This window comes from Sulfuricurvum sp. (assembly GCF_049587615.1).
In the GTDB taxonomy this organism is placed as follows: domain Bacteria; phylum Campylobacterota; class Campylobacteria; order Campylobacterales; family Sulfurimonadaceae; genus Sulfuricurvum.
The window spans coordinates 1-15,070 of the sequence record NZ_JBAVEF010000026.1 but is presented as its reverse complement, the minus strand read 5'-3'; the positions used below and the strand labels follow the sequence as shown (position 1 = coordinate 15,070).

20 protein-coding genes are annotated in these 15,070 nt (G+C 46.9%); 11 read left to right on the top strand and 9 right to left on the bottom strand.

All coding sequences use genetic code 11. The features are described 5' to 3' along the window. Nucleotides 1–124 precede the first annotated feature (124 nt). From WB308_RS05770 to WB308_RS05755, 4 genes are all read left to right on the top strand, one after another. Nucleotides 125–1,729: an ABC-F family ATP-binding cassette domain-containing protein gene (locus tag WB308_RS05770; protein ID WP_424189888.1), complete on the top strand. Its 1,605-nt coding sequence runs from the start codon at nucleotides 125–127 to the stop codon at nucleotides 1,727–1,729. Nucleotides 1,730–1,820: 91 nt separating this feature from the next. Beyond that, nucleotides 1,821–2,654: a DUF5718 family protein gene (locus tag WB308_RS05765; protein ID WP_424189887.1), complete on the top strand. Its 834-nt coding sequence runs from the start codon at nucleotides 1,821–1,823 to the stop codon at nucleotides 2,652–2,654. Further along, a complete protein-coding gene (locus WB308_RS05760; RefSeq protein WP_424189886.1) occupies nucleotides 2,647–2,853 on the top strand; it encodes a DUF1653 domain-containing protein in 207 nt (68 codons plus the stop codon). The genes WB308_RS05765 and WB308_RS05760 overlap by 8 nt, the downstream gene beginning before the upstream one ends. After that, on the top strand, nucleotides 2,850–3,182 hold the full coding sequence (locus WB308_RS05755) for a translation initiation factor (RefSeq protein WP_424189885.1): 333 nt from the start codon (nucleotides 2,850–2,852) through the stop codon (nucleotides 3,180–3,182). The genes WB308_RS05760 and WB308_RS05755 overlap by 4 nt, the downstream gene beginning before the upstream one ends. Before the next feature lie 109 nt (nucleotides 3,183–3,291). Here the strand turns inward: WB308_RS05755 and WB308_RS05750 are convergent, their stop codons facing one another. Further along, nucleotides 3,292–4,500, bottom strand: coding sequence for a diguanylate cyclase domain-containing protein (locus WB308_RS05750; RefSeq protein ID WP_424189884.1), 1,209 nt, complete (start codon nucleotides 4,498–4,500; stop codon nucleotides 3,292–3,294). A gap of 94 nt (nucleotides 4,501–4,594) precedes the next feature. Between WB308_RS05750 and WB308_RS05745 the strand changes: the two genes are divergently transcribed. Both WB308_RS05745 and WB308_RS05740 read left to right on the top strand, forming a co-directional pair. Further along, nucleotides 4,595–4,909 carry a hypothetical protein gene (locus tag WB308_RS05745; protein ID WP_424189883.1) on the top strand — a complete coding sequence of 105 codons (315 nt, stop codon included), beginning with the start codon at nucleotides 4,595–4,597 and terminating at the stop codon, nucleotides 4,907–4,909. Between the two features lie 17 nt (nucleotides 4,910–4,926). Next, a complete protein-coding gene (locus WB308_RS05740; RefSeq protein ID WP_424189882.1) occupies nucleotides 4,927–5,325 on the top strand; it encodes a hypothetical protein in 399 nt (132 codons plus the stop codon). A gap of 6 nt (nucleotides 5,326–5,331) precedes the next feature. Here the strand turns inward: WB308_RS05740 and WB308_RS05735 are convergent, their stop codons facing one another. Next, complete coding sequence (locus tag WB308_RS05735) at nucleotides 5,332–5,727, bottom strand: rhodanese-like domain-containing protein (RefSeq protein WP_424189881.1); 396 nt, start codon at nucleotides 5,725–5,727, stop codon at nucleotides 5,332–5,334. A 60-nt stretch (nucleotides 5,728–5,787) separates the two neighbouring features. Here WB308_RS05735 and WB308_RS05730 point away from each other — a divergent pair, with 60 nt between their 5' ends. Continuing rightward, nucleotides 5,788–6,150, top strand: coding sequence for a hypothetical protein (locus WB308_RS05730; RefSeq protein ID WP_424189880.1), 363 nt, complete (start codon nucleotides 5,788–5,790; stop codon nucleotides 6,148–6,150). Between the two features lie 3 nt (nucleotides 6,151–6,153). On the opposite strand, the gene WB308_RS05725 is transcribed toward WB308_RS05730, so the two are convergent. Together WB308_RS05725 and WB308_RS05720 are read right to left on the bottom strand one after the other, a co-directional pair. Then, nucleotides 6,154–6,708, bottom strand: a complete 555-nt coding sequence (locus WB308_RS05725; protein ID WP_424189879.1) for a manganese efflux pump MntP family protein — start codon at nucleotides 6,706–6,708, stop codon at nucleotides 6,154–6,156. Between the two features lie 45 nt (nucleotides 6,709–6,753). Beyond that, on the bottom strand, nucleotides 6,754–7,680 hold the full coding sequence (locus tag WB308_RS05720; RefSeq protein ID WP_424189878.1) for an FAD:protein FMN transferase: 927 nt from the start codon (nucleotides 7,678–7,680) through the stop codon (nucleotides 6,754–6,756). A 125-nt stretch (nucleotides 7,681–7,805) separates the two neighbouring features. On the opposite strand from WB308_RS05720, the gene WB308_RS05715 reads away from it, so the two are divergent. Genes WB308_RS05715 through WB308_RS05700 form a run of 4 tightly spaced genes read left to right on the top strand, consistent with a single transcriptional unit; the run spans nucleotide 7,806 to nucleotide 10,523 of the window. Next, a complete protein-coding gene (locus tag WB308_RS05715) occupies nucleotides 7,806–9,107 on the top strand; it encodes a porin (protein WP_424189876.1) in 1,302 nt (433 codons plus the stop codon). Then, a complete protein-coding gene (locus tag WB308_RS05710) occupies nucleotides 9,107–9,619 on the top strand; it encodes an FMN-binding protein (RefSeq protein WP_424189874.1) in 513 nt (170 codons plus the stop codon). The genes WB308_RS05715 and WB308_RS05710 overlap by 1 nt, the downstream gene beginning before the upstream one ends. After that, the gene (locus tag WB308_RS05705; RefSeq protein ID WP_424189872.1) at nucleotides 9,616–10,095 is read left to right on the top strand and encodes a hypothetical protein; all 480 of its coding nucleotides are present in this window, start codon (nucleotides 9,616–9,618) and stop codon (nucleotides 10,093–10,095) included. The genes WB308_RS05710 and WB308_RS05705 overlap by 4 nt, the downstream gene beginning before the upstream one ends. Next, nucleotides 10,095–10,523 carry a hypothetical protein gene (locus WB308_RS05700; protein WP_424189871.1) on the top strand — a complete coding sequence of 143 codons (429 nt, stop codon included), beginning with the start codon at nucleotides 10,095–10,097 and terminating at the stop codon, nucleotides 10,521–10,523. The genes WB308_RS05705 and WB308_RS05700 overlap by 1 nt, the downstream gene beginning before the upstream one ends. Nucleotides 10,524–10,538: 15 nt before the next feature. Here WB308_RS05700 and WB308_RS05695 read toward each other — a convergent pair whose 3' ends face one another. The 5 genes from WB308_RS05695 to WB308_RS05675 all read right to left on the bottom strand — a co-directional run. Then, nucleotides 10,539–11,279, bottom strand: coding sequence for a polysaccharide deacetylase family protein (locus WB308_RS05695; RefSeq protein ID WP_424189869.1), 741 nt, complete (start codon nucleotides 11,277–11,279; stop codon nucleotides 10,539–10,541). A gap of 94 nt (nucleotides 11,280–11,373) precedes the next feature. Continuing rightward, on the bottom strand, nucleotides 11,374–13,083 hold the full coding sequence (locus WB308_RS05690) for a diguanylate cyclase (protein WP_424189867.1): 1,710 nt from the start codon (nucleotides 13,081–13,083) through the stop codon (nucleotides 11,374–11,376). A gap of 18 nt (nucleotides 13,084–13,101) precedes the next feature. Continuing rightward, nucleotides 13,102–13,845: a response regulator gene (locus WB308_RS05685; protein ID WP_424189865.1), complete on the bottom strand. Its 744-nt coding sequence runs from the start codon at nucleotides 13,843–13,845 to the stop codon at nucleotides 13,102–13,104. 2 nt (nucleotides 13,846–13,847) lie between these two features. After that, entirely contained in the window at nucleotides 13,848–14,885 is a 1,038-nt protein-coding gene (locus tag WB308_RS05680; RefSeq protein WP_424189863.1) for a sensor histidine kinase, read from the bottom strand. After that, a partial coding sequence (locus WB308_RS05675; protein ID WP_424189862.1) for an ATP-binding protein occupies nucleotides 14,882–15,070 on the bottom strand: 189 nt, incomplete at its 5' end. The genes WB308_RS05680 and WB308_RS05675, both read right to left, overlap by 4 nt.

Genomic DNA, 15,070 nt, shown 5'->3' with positions numbered 1-15,070 from the left:
AAAAGTGATAGTTTTGTGATATTATATTTTTTTATTGTTTAAAACTTCCTTTTTTTAAGGTTAGGAGAGTGTAACCATAATTTGGATATAATCGCGAAATTTTAGTTATGTAAAGAGTTTTGCAATGGTACAAGTCACAAAATTAACAATGCGCTTCGGCAGCCGAATTTTATTTGAGGGGATTAACCTCAAACTGGATCGTAATAAACGTTACGGTCTTATCGGTGCGAACGGTGCGGGAAAAACGACATTTTTGAAAATCCTCAGCGGCGAGATCAAAGAGTACGAGGGGGATGTCTCTATCGAACCGGGTCTTAAAGTAGGTATTTTGGGACAAAATCAGTTCGCGTTTGAAGATTTCACGATTGCTGATGCGGTATTGTGGGGGAACAAACGTCTCTACGATGCGATCAAAGAGAAAGAGTATTTGTACGCCAACGGTGATTTTGAAGATGAGAAAACCAATGACCGCCTTGCCGAATTGGAGATGATTTCGGTTGAAGAAGATCCGACCTATGAGTACGATGTTCAAATCGCAAAGATTTTGGAAAACGTCGGGATTGCGGCAGAGCATCATAACGATTTGATGTCGAGCCTCCCCTCATCGGAAAAATTCAAAGTTTTGCTGGCGCAGGTCCTCTATCCGAAACCGGACGTTTTGTTCCTCGATGAGCCGACGAATAACCTCGATATCGATACGATCGGATGGTTGGAGCGTGAGCTTCAGCGCCATGAGGGGACATTGGTTATCATTTCGCATGACCGTCACTTTATTAACGCCGTTGTGACCAACATTCTCGACGTCGATTTCCAAAAAATCCGTGAGTTTACCGGAACGTATGATGACTGGTATCTTGCATCGACCGTTATGGCGAACCAAGCGCAGCTCGATCGTGATAAAAAAGTAAAAGAGAAAGAACAGCTCGAAGCGTTCGTACGCCGCTTCTCCGCAAATGCCTCTAAAGCGAAACAGGCTACCTCTCGTCAGAAACAATTGGATAAATTGACCATCGAGGATATTAAACCATCGTCTCGACGTGATCCGAGTATCGTCTTTAAAGCGAAACGCCAGATGGGAGATGAAGCACTTGAAGTAGTGAATGTCTCACACAGTTATGGTGATTTGAACGTATTGCATAATATCGATCTGAAAATCGCTCCGGGAGAAAAAATCGCCGTTATCGGTGCCAATGGTGCCGGTAAAACAACGCTCCTTAAAGTACTTATGGAAGAGATCAAACCGACCAGCGGAAGTGTCAAATGGGGGGCTACGATCGAGCCGAGTTATTTCCCGCAAGATACGACCGATAAGATCAAAGGTGACGGTACGTTGTACGATTGGCTCCGTGCGTTTGATCCGAAACGGGAGATTTCCGAGATCCGCAACTGTTTGGGACGTATGCTTTTCAACGGTGAACAGCAGGAAAAAAGTGTGGAGAAAATCAGCGGGGGAGAAAAACACCGTATGATGCTCTCTAAGATGATGTTGGAGGGGGGGAACTTCCTCGTTCTCGATGAACCGACCAATCACCTTGACCTCGAAGCAATCGTTGCACTCGGTGAAGCATTATACGAGTTTGACGGAAACGTTATCTGCGTGAGCCATGACCGTGAGTTGCTCGATGCATTTGCCGGACGTATTATCGAATTGCACCTCGATGGAACCTATGTTGATTTCAAAGGGACATACGAAGAGTTTGCCGAAGCGAAAGCGAGCGGATCACTGTAAGTAAATATTCGTTCGCCCTGAGCCTGTCGAAGGGTGTAACGTTCATGGTTCGACAGGCTCACCACGAACGGAAGTACGGAGAGGTAAAAACATGAATGATTACAAGAACTTCGTTGGACTCGGTGTTGCGGGCAATTTCGCCCTCCACCTCGAACAAGCGGGCGAGAGTGCCGATTTTAAAGACATTCTAACCGAAGATCCGAATGGTCCGAAAGGGATATTCCCTTTCTATATCCCCGGACGTGAGGGGCAGCTCGGTATCTATCCGATTAGTTCAGACACTATCATCCTTCCGAAGGAGGAATGCAACGTTCAGCCCGAACCGGAAGTGGCGTTGATCTGTGATCTCGAATACAGCTCGGAGGGAAAAGTAATACATATTATTCCCAAATTTTTTGGTGCCTATAACGATTGCTCCCTTCGTAAAGAAGGAGCTGCAAAAATCAGCCACAAAAAAAATTGGGGCGAAGCCTCCAAAGGGTTGTCATCTACTTTGATCCCTATCGATAGGTTTGAGGAAGGGGGGGTGATGGACAGCTATCGCATCGCCTCATTTTTACGTCGCGATGGCATGCTGATGCGCTACGGTGAAGATGTCGAATTGCAGGGATACAGTTTTTTTTATGCTAAATTGCTGGAGTGGATGAAAAAGCAGATGAATACCCAAGTTGATTTTGGTCCGCTGGAATCGATCGGGGAGTATCTCCGCGCAGCAGGGTGTCCGAAACAGGCCATTATCAGTATCGGTGCTACCCGCTACACCCATTTTGGTGAGACTAATTTTCTCCAAGAGGGGGATGAGGTCATCGTTGTCGTGTACGACAATACAAAGTACTGTACCAATCCGATCCTTTCGATGGCCAATCGTAACGCTTTTGAGGCGGAGGGAATCAGTGCTCTGGTCCAAAAGGTACAACGTGCTTGAAAAAGGACTGTATCGTCATTATAAAGGGAAATATTACGAAGTAATCGGGGTGGCAAAACATTCCGAAACCGGTGAGAACCTTGTTGTTTACCGTCCGCTCTACGGCGAACAGGGGCTATGGGTACGTCCGCTGGAAATGTTTGACGAAACCCTTCCCAATGGGACGAAACGTTTTACCTTTTGCGGTGAAAGCAAATGAGCCGAGGGACAAAACTCTCTCTCGATTTGGGAGCCTCTTGGGGTGAGGGGTGGAGTGTGGAAGAGGAGAAGAGTTCTAAAACATTTACCCTCCTTGATCCCTCCGCTCATCGCCTTGTTTTCCAAAAAGAGAAACGCAAAGGGAAAATCGTCACCCTTGTCGGCCCTTTTAGCCTTACCGAAGAAGAAGCCCAAAAAACTCTTTCTGTCTTAAAAAAGTCGCTCGCCTGCGGCGGGGCTTATAAAGAGGGGTGGATGGAGTTTCAAGGGGATATTTCTCCTAAAGTGCGTGAGCACCTCGAAAAATTGGGATTCAAATTCAAAAAATAGGTACCAAAGCACGGCTTGCTGTGCGTGGGCTTCGCGCCGAGCGCATTATGCCCTGCGGGTAAAACACAGCGTTAGCGTAGTGAATCGGGATTTTATTACGATGACGTATTTATAGTGTATTACTGAATACGACTTGATTCCTTCCCCGCTCTTTCGCCGCATAGAGGTTCGTATCCGCAGCATGGATCAGCTCATCGTCTCCCATTTGGGCGGTAGGGATGATACAAATGCCCCCTATCGAGACGCTCAGAATCGGCAAGATCTTTGACCCTTTATGCTCTATTTTTAAACTTTCAATCGTTGAACGTACTTTTTCCCCCATGAGTTGACCATTTTTGCAATCGGTATCGGTGAGTATAATCCCAAACTCTTCTCCCCCCAAACGAAACGGATAGTCCCCCGGGCGCTGCAGGGTATTTTTAAGCACTTTGGCGACAGCTTGGAGGGCAAGATCTCCTTGCAAGTGACCGTAGGTGTCATTGTATTGTTTGAAAAAATCGATATCGAGCATCATGAAAATGAAAGGCTTCTGGGAACGGAGGGCGCGTTTGAACTCTCGTTCGTAAATGATATTAAAATAACGCCGGTTGTACATCGCGGTAAGAGAATCGGTATAGGAAGCTTGCTCAAGTTTGAAATTGAGATGCTGAAGCGTTTCGGTTGATGCCATAAGTTGGTGCTGCTGCAGCTCGATACGGGCAAAAATTTTCCACGCCAATCCCATTACGAGCGCTAAAGTCGTCCCCAAAAAGAGAATGAGCTGCATGAGCGCATTTTCATACTGTGCGAGCAGCAGAGCATGTTCATAGCGTGCTGAAGCATTTTCATACGCAATCAGTTGATGAATGATCGTGTGTATAAAACGGATATTATGATCCAGTGTACTTAACGACAAGGGATGGGCTTGTCCCGGATCGGTTATCAAGGATCGTACTTGTATAAAATAGTGTTCTAAACGCTCTATTTGGGATGCGGTATAATCGATATACGCCATCTCTTCAGGTTGTTTTTGATGAGAGAGATACTCAGCCCACAGTTGGTCAATCCGATCCAGTCCCAGGGAGATCTCTTCGACTGCTTGCTCATCACTGATGAGTTGGTTGTTCCATCGGTAAATGGGGGATGCCAGAGTGTTGTGGTACGTCTCGGTAATCGAATTCAGCTCGCTAAGAGGGAGCAGGGAACCAAAATAGAGGGTGTCCATGTTCCGTTTGATATTTTGGATATTAATATAACCGATGAGTCCGACGACACCCAAACCAAACCCTACAATCAGCAATAAATAGAGAAGTTTGGATTTAAGTTTGAGTGATTCCACGGTTTGTATTAATCTTTTCTATTTGGATAGATAACCTAAGCAACTCCTATACCAAAAGCCATTACAATGATATATTTTAAAGGGGAGGCAGATAATGGCAAAACGAATTATTAAAGATGAACGGATCAAAGCGATTGTTCATAACATTGCCGAAGATTTCCGTTTTTCCCATGAAACGGGTGATTATGCGCTGTTGTTTTACAAAGCCGATACGGAAGGGGTCATTCGGGGTAGCGATATTGAGTCGATGATCGAATATCTTTCGACGGGACTTACGGAATTGCAAGACAATATTCAATGGCGTAGAGAGTTCCTGAGTGAGAACCCGGGGATTGATGAGATGCGGATGTTGGAGAATTTGGGTGTGATTGAAAAAGAGTATATCGATCTGCTCGCATTTTTACAATAAAAATAAAGGAGACAAAAGTGAGAATAAAACCAATGAAACATTTTTTGATGAGCACGCTTTTCGTCGTATCTGCCGTGAATGCCAATGATAGTTTGAACAGTGAAATCAGCCATCTTATAGGCGGAGCGGTTATGGCAGGGGGGATCACTGCTGTGGTAGATCGCTATTATCCAGAGTATCGGGAAGATCGAGGATGGGTCGGTTTTGGACTCAGTAGTGCTGCAATTATCGCGTTTGAAAGTGTAACGGTTGCTTTGAACGGAGATGTCCACGGACAGTTACTCGATGTCGCTTACCATGTAACAGGTTCAGCATTGGGAGCGTTTGTAACCGATCAATATTTGTTATCACCCGTCATACAAAACTCGTCGAGCGAAGGAAAGTATATTGGCGTGACGCTTCAACACACTTTTTAAATTTTTTTAAGGCTTATAGGGTTCTAGGGGCATTTTTTTACCGATTGCGTACTGAATTCCCCCCTGTAAATCGATAACGTCATAGCTCTGCTGTTTGCCTAGAAAAGTACCGACTGTCTGGGTACGGCTTCCACTGTTGCAGATAAGGGCGAATTTTTCCCCTTTTTTGACCACTTTGTTTAACTTCCCTAAAAAGGCTTCGATATTGTAATTCCCCTGTTCATCAAAAAACATGATGGGGTATGAACCTTTGACGATGCCTGTTGTTTTCCACTCTCCGGGGGTGCGGATATCGATGATTTTGATTTTGGAGTCGATGAGCTTTTGATCGATCGGTTGGCGGATATAATCGGCGGTAAGTGTTGTGATGGCGAGTAAAAGAGATAAAAGGGCTAAGCGCATATTGGCTCCTAATAGGTATAATGGTGACATTGTATCGATGAATTGCTAACGTGAGGGTATATGAACGTATCTAAAGAAGAAAATTCAAAACGGCTTCGGTATATCCGTTTGCTTGGGCGGTTTATCAGCGGGATCATTTCCTATTTGGCAAAAAGTGAAAATCCGACCAAAGAGCAGTATGATCAAAAAGTGGATATGAATTTCCGATTTTTGGAAAAAAATGAAGCGGTAAAGCTCTATAAGGATGAATATACCGAACTCGAAGCCTTGGGACAGAAGATTCTCGATTTTCGCGCCTCGGATACCGATATTGAGACAATCAAAGAGGAGCTTTTTTACGCCCAAAATCAGCTCGAGAAACGGATTAATGCCCGCCGCTATAAAAAGTCAAAACACGATCATCATGCTACAGACGGATGGTAACCCTTAAAGCCATCCCGTATGTTCAAGAAGAATTTTACATCCCAATCCGATAAGGATGACTCCTCCGAGTATTTCGGCTTTGGATTCGAGAAGAGAACCGAGCTTTTTCCCGATAGTGACGGCACCGAAACACAGGGCAAACGTTACGAGTGCGATTATAGCCGAAGCGAAATAGATATCGGTTTGCAAAAAGGCAAACGTCACCCCTACCGCCATCGCATCGATACTGGTGGCGACGGCTAACGTGATGAGGGTTTTTGTAGAGAGGTCGGTTACCTCTTCGTCAAACTCGTCTTGGTACGCTTCATAGAGCATTTTCCCTCCCAATCCCGTGAGCAGAACAAATGCGATCCAGTGATCATACGCTTGGACGTACCCCGAAAAACTGATTCCGATAAGATATCCCGCAAGCGGCATTGCCCCTTGGGACAACCCAAATACCGCGGCTATAACTAAAATTTTAGAGAACAACAGCTCTTTGTATTTTGAACCGATGGCGATGGAGACGGCGACGGAGTCCATTGCTAACGCAACAGCGAGGAGGAGCAGCATTTCCATAAGAATATCCAATAAAAAAAGTGGCGAATTATAGCGAATAGAGGTTTAAGGGTGTGTACGAAGCGTGACCCCGGTAGGCATAGGACTCATGATGCGTGTACCATCGTTACGGATGAGGAGATAGGCAATCGATAAAGAGTGTAACAGAGAAACAGCCTTCGACTCCTCCATGACCGATACGGCGGTCGCGAGGGCATCAAGACGGGTATTATCGTCGGTATCGATCAAAGTGACGGAGGCAAACCATTGCTGGGGTTTCAATGTTTTTGGATTAAGGAGATGGTTATGGGCTTTCGTTTTGATATAACGCTCATAATTGCCGCTTGTGCTCACGGCCACACGCGGTAATGTCGATACCATAGTGGCGATTTCTCCTTCGGGAGTGAACGGATCTTGTACCGCTATGGTACACATCCCTAAACATCCGATATCTCCGGATGCGGCTACAATCGCTTGGGTCTGTTGATGCTGTGTCAACAGTTCCAGAGCAAGATCAACGGCGTATCCTTTGCCGATGCCACCTAAATCAATGATGGTGCCGGGCTGAATCTTTACCGAATCACCTTCTAAGGTTATTTTGTTGTTTCCGACATATTGGCCCATCGTAGTAATTTCTTTCTTGGAGGGGAGGTGTTCTTTGTCGGTTCCAAAACCATAAGCACCATGGCTTAGGGAACCGATGGTTATATCGAATGCCCCATCGCTTAACCTATTCATTTCCATAGAGCGTTCCAGTACGCGTCGCGTCACTGGCGATAGCGTTGCGTGATGGGTTTGGTTTAGGAGCGAAATTTCTGAATCGGCTTTATAGGTTGAAAGCCGATGATCGAGATCGGCGAACAGGTTGAACACTTGGTCACTCAGTGTATTCTCGGCGACACTGACGCTAATCAATGTTCCCATATGCACTTGCGTCCTTTCCTGCGACCAGCCCAATACTCCCAATACCATTAATGTGACAATCCATTTCATAACCGAAGTGTAACATGATAGAGATGAGTTTAAGTAAATGATAGTTAATTTCAATATTAATATTGTTTTCAGATTGTTCCCCTATACTTTCGTTATTAATAATCAGTATCATAAAAGGATAACCTATGAAAACACTTTTCCTGAGCACTGCTGCCGTACTGGCTCTTTCTACCAATCTTTCGGCCGATGAGATCAGCGATCTCAAAGCACAGCTGAAAGCGATTACGGAACGTTTGGAGACGATTGAAAGCAGTCATAAAAAGCAGACTGAACAAACTCAGGCTTTGACAGAGGAGTTGATCAATGTTCAAAACGCTACCTCATTTACCTCTCTCGACACTACTCAAGATGTTCAAGGACTCGGTACCGCGGCATCGAAAGTGTATTATTCGAAAAATCCCCTCTCCATCGGTGGTTATGGTGAATTGTATTACTCGAAATACAATGACAGTGTAGGGAATGGGGATACTAAAGACGGTTACGGGGATACGTACCGATTTATCCCTTATATCGGCTACAAATTCAGCGATACCATCATCCTTAATTCCGAAATCGAATTTGAACACGGTAATGAAGTGGCGATTGAGCAGCTTTATGTCGATTTTATCCTTGATCCGCTGGCAACCGTGCGTGTCGGGCATCAGCTCGTTCCGATGGGGTATGTCAATCTTTATCACGAACCGACACTGTTTAATACGGTACAGCGCCCCGATGTTGAGAAACAACTTATTCCCTCTACCTGGCATGAACTTGGTCTGAGTGTGTATGGGAAAACGGATAGTTTTGAGTATCAGGCGGGAGTATTTACGGCTTTGGATATGAATAATGGAGCGATCGGAACTCCGCTAACGGATAAAGATTGGATTCGCAAAGCACGTATCGGGAATGAAAGTGACAAAGGGATGGATAATACGGCGGTTGTAGCACGGCTCGATTACAACGGTATCAATGGCCTTCAAATCGGGGCAAGTGCTTATGCGGCAAAAGCGGGAAACGCAAAAATTGCGGAGAAAGAAGAGGGGGATATGTTTATGGCCGATCTGCATGCTCTCTATCAGCTTGAAGGGTTCAAAGTACGTGCCCTTTATACGCAAAGCTATTTAACCCATGCCGATGCGTATAGCCTCTCAATGCCTGAAAAAGCCCATGGCGGTTATGTGAACTTAGAGTATAATGTCCTACCATTTTTTACACAAACGTCTGATCGCCTTCCGATCTTTTTCCAATACGAAAACTACAATCTTGCGAGTGAGAGAGTCGATGGTTCATCGTTTGGAGATACGCAGAGTTTTACCTACGGTTTGAACTATTTTCCGCATGAGCAAGTGGTGCTCAAAGGGGAATATATGCTTCGTCATAACCGTAACAGTGTGGATTTCCATGTGAGCGAAGGGATCTATTCGTTTGGATTAGGATTTATATTTTGATGAAAACCGTTTTCTTTTTACTCTTCGCCATCACATCGAGTTTCGCCCAAGTATTGGGCGATCCTATGGTTCTGACTCAACGTGCTTTTGCCGCTAAAAGTGTAGAAACCCAAAATATCATTCTCAATGATCTGCAAGTCGCACAGCTCTCAAAAGCTTCCACCCAAAAAATAGACACGAGACTCTACCGTATATACAGTGCGAAGAACGGTACACAGACGCTGGGATATGGTGTTTTAGTGAATAAAAAAGTACGTACAAAAACGGCAATCGCCCTCTATCTGATCGGTGTGGACGGTAAAATCAAATCGATTGAAATCGTCGCCTTTAACGAACCTCTTGAATATCTTCCAACAAAAAAATGGTTGGATGTCTTTGACAATAAAAACAGTGCAAGTACCCTTAAACTGAATCAAGACATTCCGACCACTACCGGTGCCACCTTATCGGCTCGGGCAATTAGCGACGGTGCCCGAGCGGCATTAGCCCTTCTGGATATCGTGAAGCCATGAAGTTTATCGTCTCTAAAAAACTCTCCGATACCCCGGTGATGCGGATCATCCTTATTTGGATGTTTATAGTGGTAGCAGGTGTTCTTGTCTTGAATCTGGTGGCCAAATCAATCGATTATGGAACCAGTCTGGGGGAGTGGAAAAGCGTCATCATGGGTAACGAAGCCGAATTCATCGATCCGCTTCCTCTGAGTGATTTGGTGTTGCAGGTTCATACCGATCTCTTTGCTCTTATTATGATTTTTGTCATGATTGCATCGGTCTTGGGACGCAGCCCGGTCTCCCATCGGCTCAAAGCATTGGTGTTGGGCTCGGCCCTTGCAGGTTTGCTCCTCTACCCATTGGGCTGGCTCAGTGTTACGTGGTTCGGGGAAGCATCCGTGGCTGCCGGCGCTTTTGGTTTTATCGCATTTCATCTTTTGATGTTAATCGCCAGTATGGTCCTCATTGTCGGACTGATTCGAAAGAGAATTTAATGCCTGCACGATTCGTACGATTTGCAGCAGTCGCGTTTGGTTCTTTGATCTTTGTGCAGCTTTTTATCGGTGCACTGTTGTTTTATCTTCTCATCGGATTTTCTGCTCAGGATGTGATGGAGTATTATCGCATCAAATCCTTCCATGGATTGATAGAAACCCTCATCCCCCATCTTTTATTTATCTCCATTGTCCTCATGGCCACACTCCATTTTTTGGCATTCGTGCAGACCAAGGAAAATGTTGATAAAGTGCGCTTAAGCCATACCCTTTTTGTCTTGTTTTTAGTGGATCAAACAAGCCCGATCGCCATTGCGCAGGGGGTGGAAATTTTTGCTTACCTAAAAATAGGGGCATTTTTAGGATTTGAGCTCGTTTTAGGGTGGGTTTGGATGATAATTTTTACGTCGTCATTAAAATCTGCATAATGCATTAGCCAGGCATTATTCAACGCGTTTGAGACGCTGTTTTACATCACTGAGACGGACGAAACTAAACCCCTCTTTGCGCAATGCGGTGAGGGCATCGATAATCCCCTCTCGGGTTCCGCTCTCGGGGTGGTTCATGTGGGCGATGATGATGTCGCCGCTGCGGGCATTTTTGATACGGTGTGAAACTTCATCGCTCGGGAGTGTCGCCCCTGCATCAGCGATGATGGCAAATCCTCCGATCTCTACACCTGTTTTGTGAGCGATATCCACTGCGATTTCATCATAATAAGCGGTGCCGGATCGGAAAAAAGCGGGACGTTTGCCGGTCAACTTTTCGATTTTTTTGCTGTTCCCTTCGATCTCTTTGGTTACCTCTTCAGCTGATGCGGTACCGGCGATGTTGTAGACGCTTTTGCCGTTGACAGAGAGAGGACGATGCTCCGTTCCGTGGTTGCCGATCTCGAAAAGAGGGTTGGTGGCGAGACGCGCAAAAATCTCAGGATTCGTATCGATCCAGCGGGCATTGATAAAGAGTGTTGCGGGGATACGGTTTTGGATCAGAAAATCGATCAGTTCGGCGTCATATTGAGAGCTGCGAGGGCTCCCTCCGCAGGCATCCAAGGTCAATGCGATCTCTTTGGTTCCGGTCTGAAACCGGGTAACGACTCCGGTGACGTTCTCTCCCCACTGCGCAGGTTCTTGTGCTCCCAACGAAGCAAATAGCAGAGTGGATAAAAGGAGAGATTTAAACATGGAGTAAAATCCTGAGGATTAAGATGCGAAATTGTACCATTATTCCGTTTTTTCTTTGACGTAGCCTACCCCTTTATTTCTTAGGGGAGAGCGCCTAGCCAACCAGGACTTCGACGCGGTTTCGCCCATTTTCCTTTGCCTGATAAAGGGCATCGTCCACTCTTTTCAAAAATGCGTTCGAATCATCCTGCGGTGCGAATGCGGTAACTCCGAAACTGACGGTCAGGTTGCCAACCCGCTCAAAAGGGTGCTGAACGATCTCTTGCCGCAGTTTCTCAGCCGCACCGCCGGCGGCTGCCCCGTCCGATTGGGGCATCAAAATCATGAACTCTTCGCCGCCCCACCGCGCAACGATATCGACCGAGCGAATATTGCTCTTCACCACTTCAGTGAGAGTCTGCAGAACAGAGTCGCCTGCATCATGACCAAATGTGTCATTCACCCGTTTGAAATAATCGATATCGTACATGACGAGGGAGAGTGGCGTACCGTATCTTTTGGCCCGTTCGATCTCTTTTTCGAGCTGCATGCTGAATTCTCTCCGGTTGGCGATACCGGTGAGCGTATCGGTCGTAGCCAGCAGATTGATCTCCTCCTCGGAACGTTTGCGCTGCACGGCTGAAGAGAGGACATTGGCCACCGCTTGCAAAAAGTTCATGTCATCCTTGCTGAAATCACGCGGGTATGCCGAAAATACGCCAATTACCCCAAATAAATTGGTGTGTGAACCAATCTGCAATGTGACTCCGCTAACCACACCCAACTGCTTTAGCAAGAAGGTGTGACATGCCAGATGGGGTTCGTTGGATGGATCGCCCAAGATGAGCGGTTGTTCGGATGGCTGGGTTAAGCACGATGAGAGGGCAAAGTCCGCATTGTTTAGAAATTGATCCTTCGCTACCGTATCCCATCCGGTGCCGGCCCGAAATAACAGTGTTTCGCTCTTTGGCTGTGCTTCGAGGATCAGGGAGAATTTCACTTCCAACGTTTGGGTAACCAGCTCTACCGCATGTTCGAATACCGCGCTTAACTCTTTTCCGGACAAGGCAAAAGAGCCGAGTTCGGCGACTGCAGCCTGTTCTCGCTCTCTGATTACCAGCGCCTCTTCCGCATGTTTACGCGAGGTAATATCCAGTACATAGATACGGATCAGATCCGCTTCTTTGATATAAGAAATATGTTGTTCGTAGACGGCATTTCCCAGTCTGATTTCGCGAATGCTCTCTTGTTGGTCGTGTTGCCGCAGCGTAGCGGAAATCTCCGTTATCCCCTGCAATTGCGGATGCAACTGTCCGGCGGTGCTCAAGTCCGGAAACGCTTTTTCAGCTGCCGGATTGATGTAGGTAAGTTCTGCTGAGGAACCGATCTCGATCACCGGATTGGGATTCAGTCTGGGATAGGATGCCAGGCGGAGAATTTCCTCCTGCGCCTGTTGGCGCTCAATCCCATGTTTGATATTCAGAAGCAAATCATCCATCTGATAGGGTTTGAGCAAATAGGAAAATGCCCCCTGCTTGGTAGCGTTGATGGCGGTCTCCATGGATGCGTGACCGGTCAGAATGATCGCCTCTGTCAACGGCGAGATTTCCTTGATCCGTGCCATGATCTCAAGGCCGTTCATATCCGGCAGCATCAGATCGATCAATGCCAGGCTGATCGTTGCCGGCTGTGCCATAGCGGCAATGGCTTCGGCTCCGTTGCCGGCGAGGATAGGCTGATAACCCTTGATCCGTAGAATGTCACCAAGGGTTTTTCTGAGATTTTGGTCATCGTCGACGACTAAAATAGTGGGTGCTTGTTTCATGTCATACCCTTACCGCTTTCATGGTGTCACCAGCATGTTCTGTAATTTCTTGAGTCGGATTTCCTCGATCATGTTCAGCAAATCATCGGTTTCGAACGGCTTGTACAAGCTGGTATACGCACCAATGTTGAGCCCTTTTTCAAGAGATTCTCCCATTTCATGGCGATATCCGGTCACCAGTACCACCGGCTTGGAGGGGTATTTTGCCCGTATTTTCTGCAGCACTTCCAATCCGTTCACATCTCCCAGCTTAAGATCGAGGACGACGACGAGCTTATAGCCCTTTGCCAAATCTTCCATGACGCTCTCCGGGGTGCTTTCTGTTTCGACTTGGTAGCCTCTAAGGGTCAATAAATCCTTTAGGGTTTTGGAGAAAACGGGATCATCATCCACGATTAAAATGCTCTCTTCCTTGCGCAGCAGGGAAAGGAAGGAGAGAATGACTTGAAAGTTCATCGGTTTGTTCAAGACGGCGTACGCACCGGAGTGCTTTGCTTCATTCAGCAGTTCATTGGTAGCATAGGCACTGATCAGAACCACAGGGAGGTCCGGGATGATTTCCTGCATCTGTTTCATTGCCTCGACACCGTTGATACCGGGCATTTTCATATCCATCAGGACACAATCGGGAGGGTCTAATTTGACTTTTTCCACCCCTTCCTCGCCGGTGTAGGCGGCAATGGGTTCGTATCCTTTGATTTTTAGAATATCGCATGTCGTTTTAACGATACGCCGGTCGTCGTCCACTACTAGAATTTTCATTATCACTCCTTTACTAAATTATTGTCGGGCAAGGTAACAAAAAACGTACTCCCTTTGCCGGGGGTGCTTTGCACTGCCACACTGCCGCCATTGGCCTCGGTCAGTTTTTTGACCACGGCCAGCCCTAACCCGATGCGCCGTATTTTGGTGGTAAAGAGCGGCTGAAACAATTTGGGAAGTATCTCCGGCGTCATGCCGATACCGCTGTCGCGCACGCTGATGGTGAGTGCATTTGCGTCCGCCTCTGCACTCGCTCGGATTTGCAGTATACCCCCCTCCGGCATCGCCTCCATCGCATTGGTGATCAGGTTGCGAAACACCTGCTGTATCTGTAACGGATCAACCAAAAGGAGGGGGGATGGTTCGGGTATATCCAGCTGCACGGTGATTGATGGGGGAATGGGAGAGGCCTCTAGAAGCTGTGCGAATAACTCCCTGATCTCCACACTCTCAGGTCGCGGCGGCTTGGTACGCACCGCATCCAGCAAGTCAGAGAGGATGTGATCGGCTGAGGCGATTTCATCGTGGATAATATCCAGGTACTCCTTGACACTTTCATCGGCGTCAGGGAGGACAGATTGGAGGAAATAGACGGCGTTGTTCATTACCCCCAGCGGGTTGCGCAATTCGTGTCCCACATTGTCGGCGATTTTTCCCAGCACGGCCAGAGACTCTTTGCGCACGAGTTCGTTCTGCGCTTCGAGCAACTGTTGTGTCCGCTCCTTCACCTTAGCATCGAGTTCTTCGTTCAGCTCGCGGATCTGCTCTTCCGCCATCTCGCGCCGTTTCACTTCTTCCCGTATCTCTTTGAACATCGCCGTAATAAAAACAACGAGAAACAAGCCGTCCAGGAAGGGGGTGAGGACACCGGCAAACTCAAGCTCGGTATTGTAATGCCCATCCCACAGAAAATCGATTGCCAAGACAATCATGACTGAGACGATCACCGCCGCTATCAAAAACAGTACAGCAAATCGGAGTGGGCTTACTTTCAGAAGCCGGCGAACGATCTGTTTCAATAGTTGATCCAAAAAACTCATAATACTCCTTTTATTTTATCCGCTGAGGGGAGGATGACAGTAAACTGAGTCCCTTGATCCACTTCGCTCTCCACCTTGACCGTTCCCCCATTGGCCTCGATCAGGTTTTTCACGACCACCAGCCCCAGTCCGATACCGCGCGCTTTGGTAGTGAACAGCGGCTGGAACAGTTTGCCCATATGCTC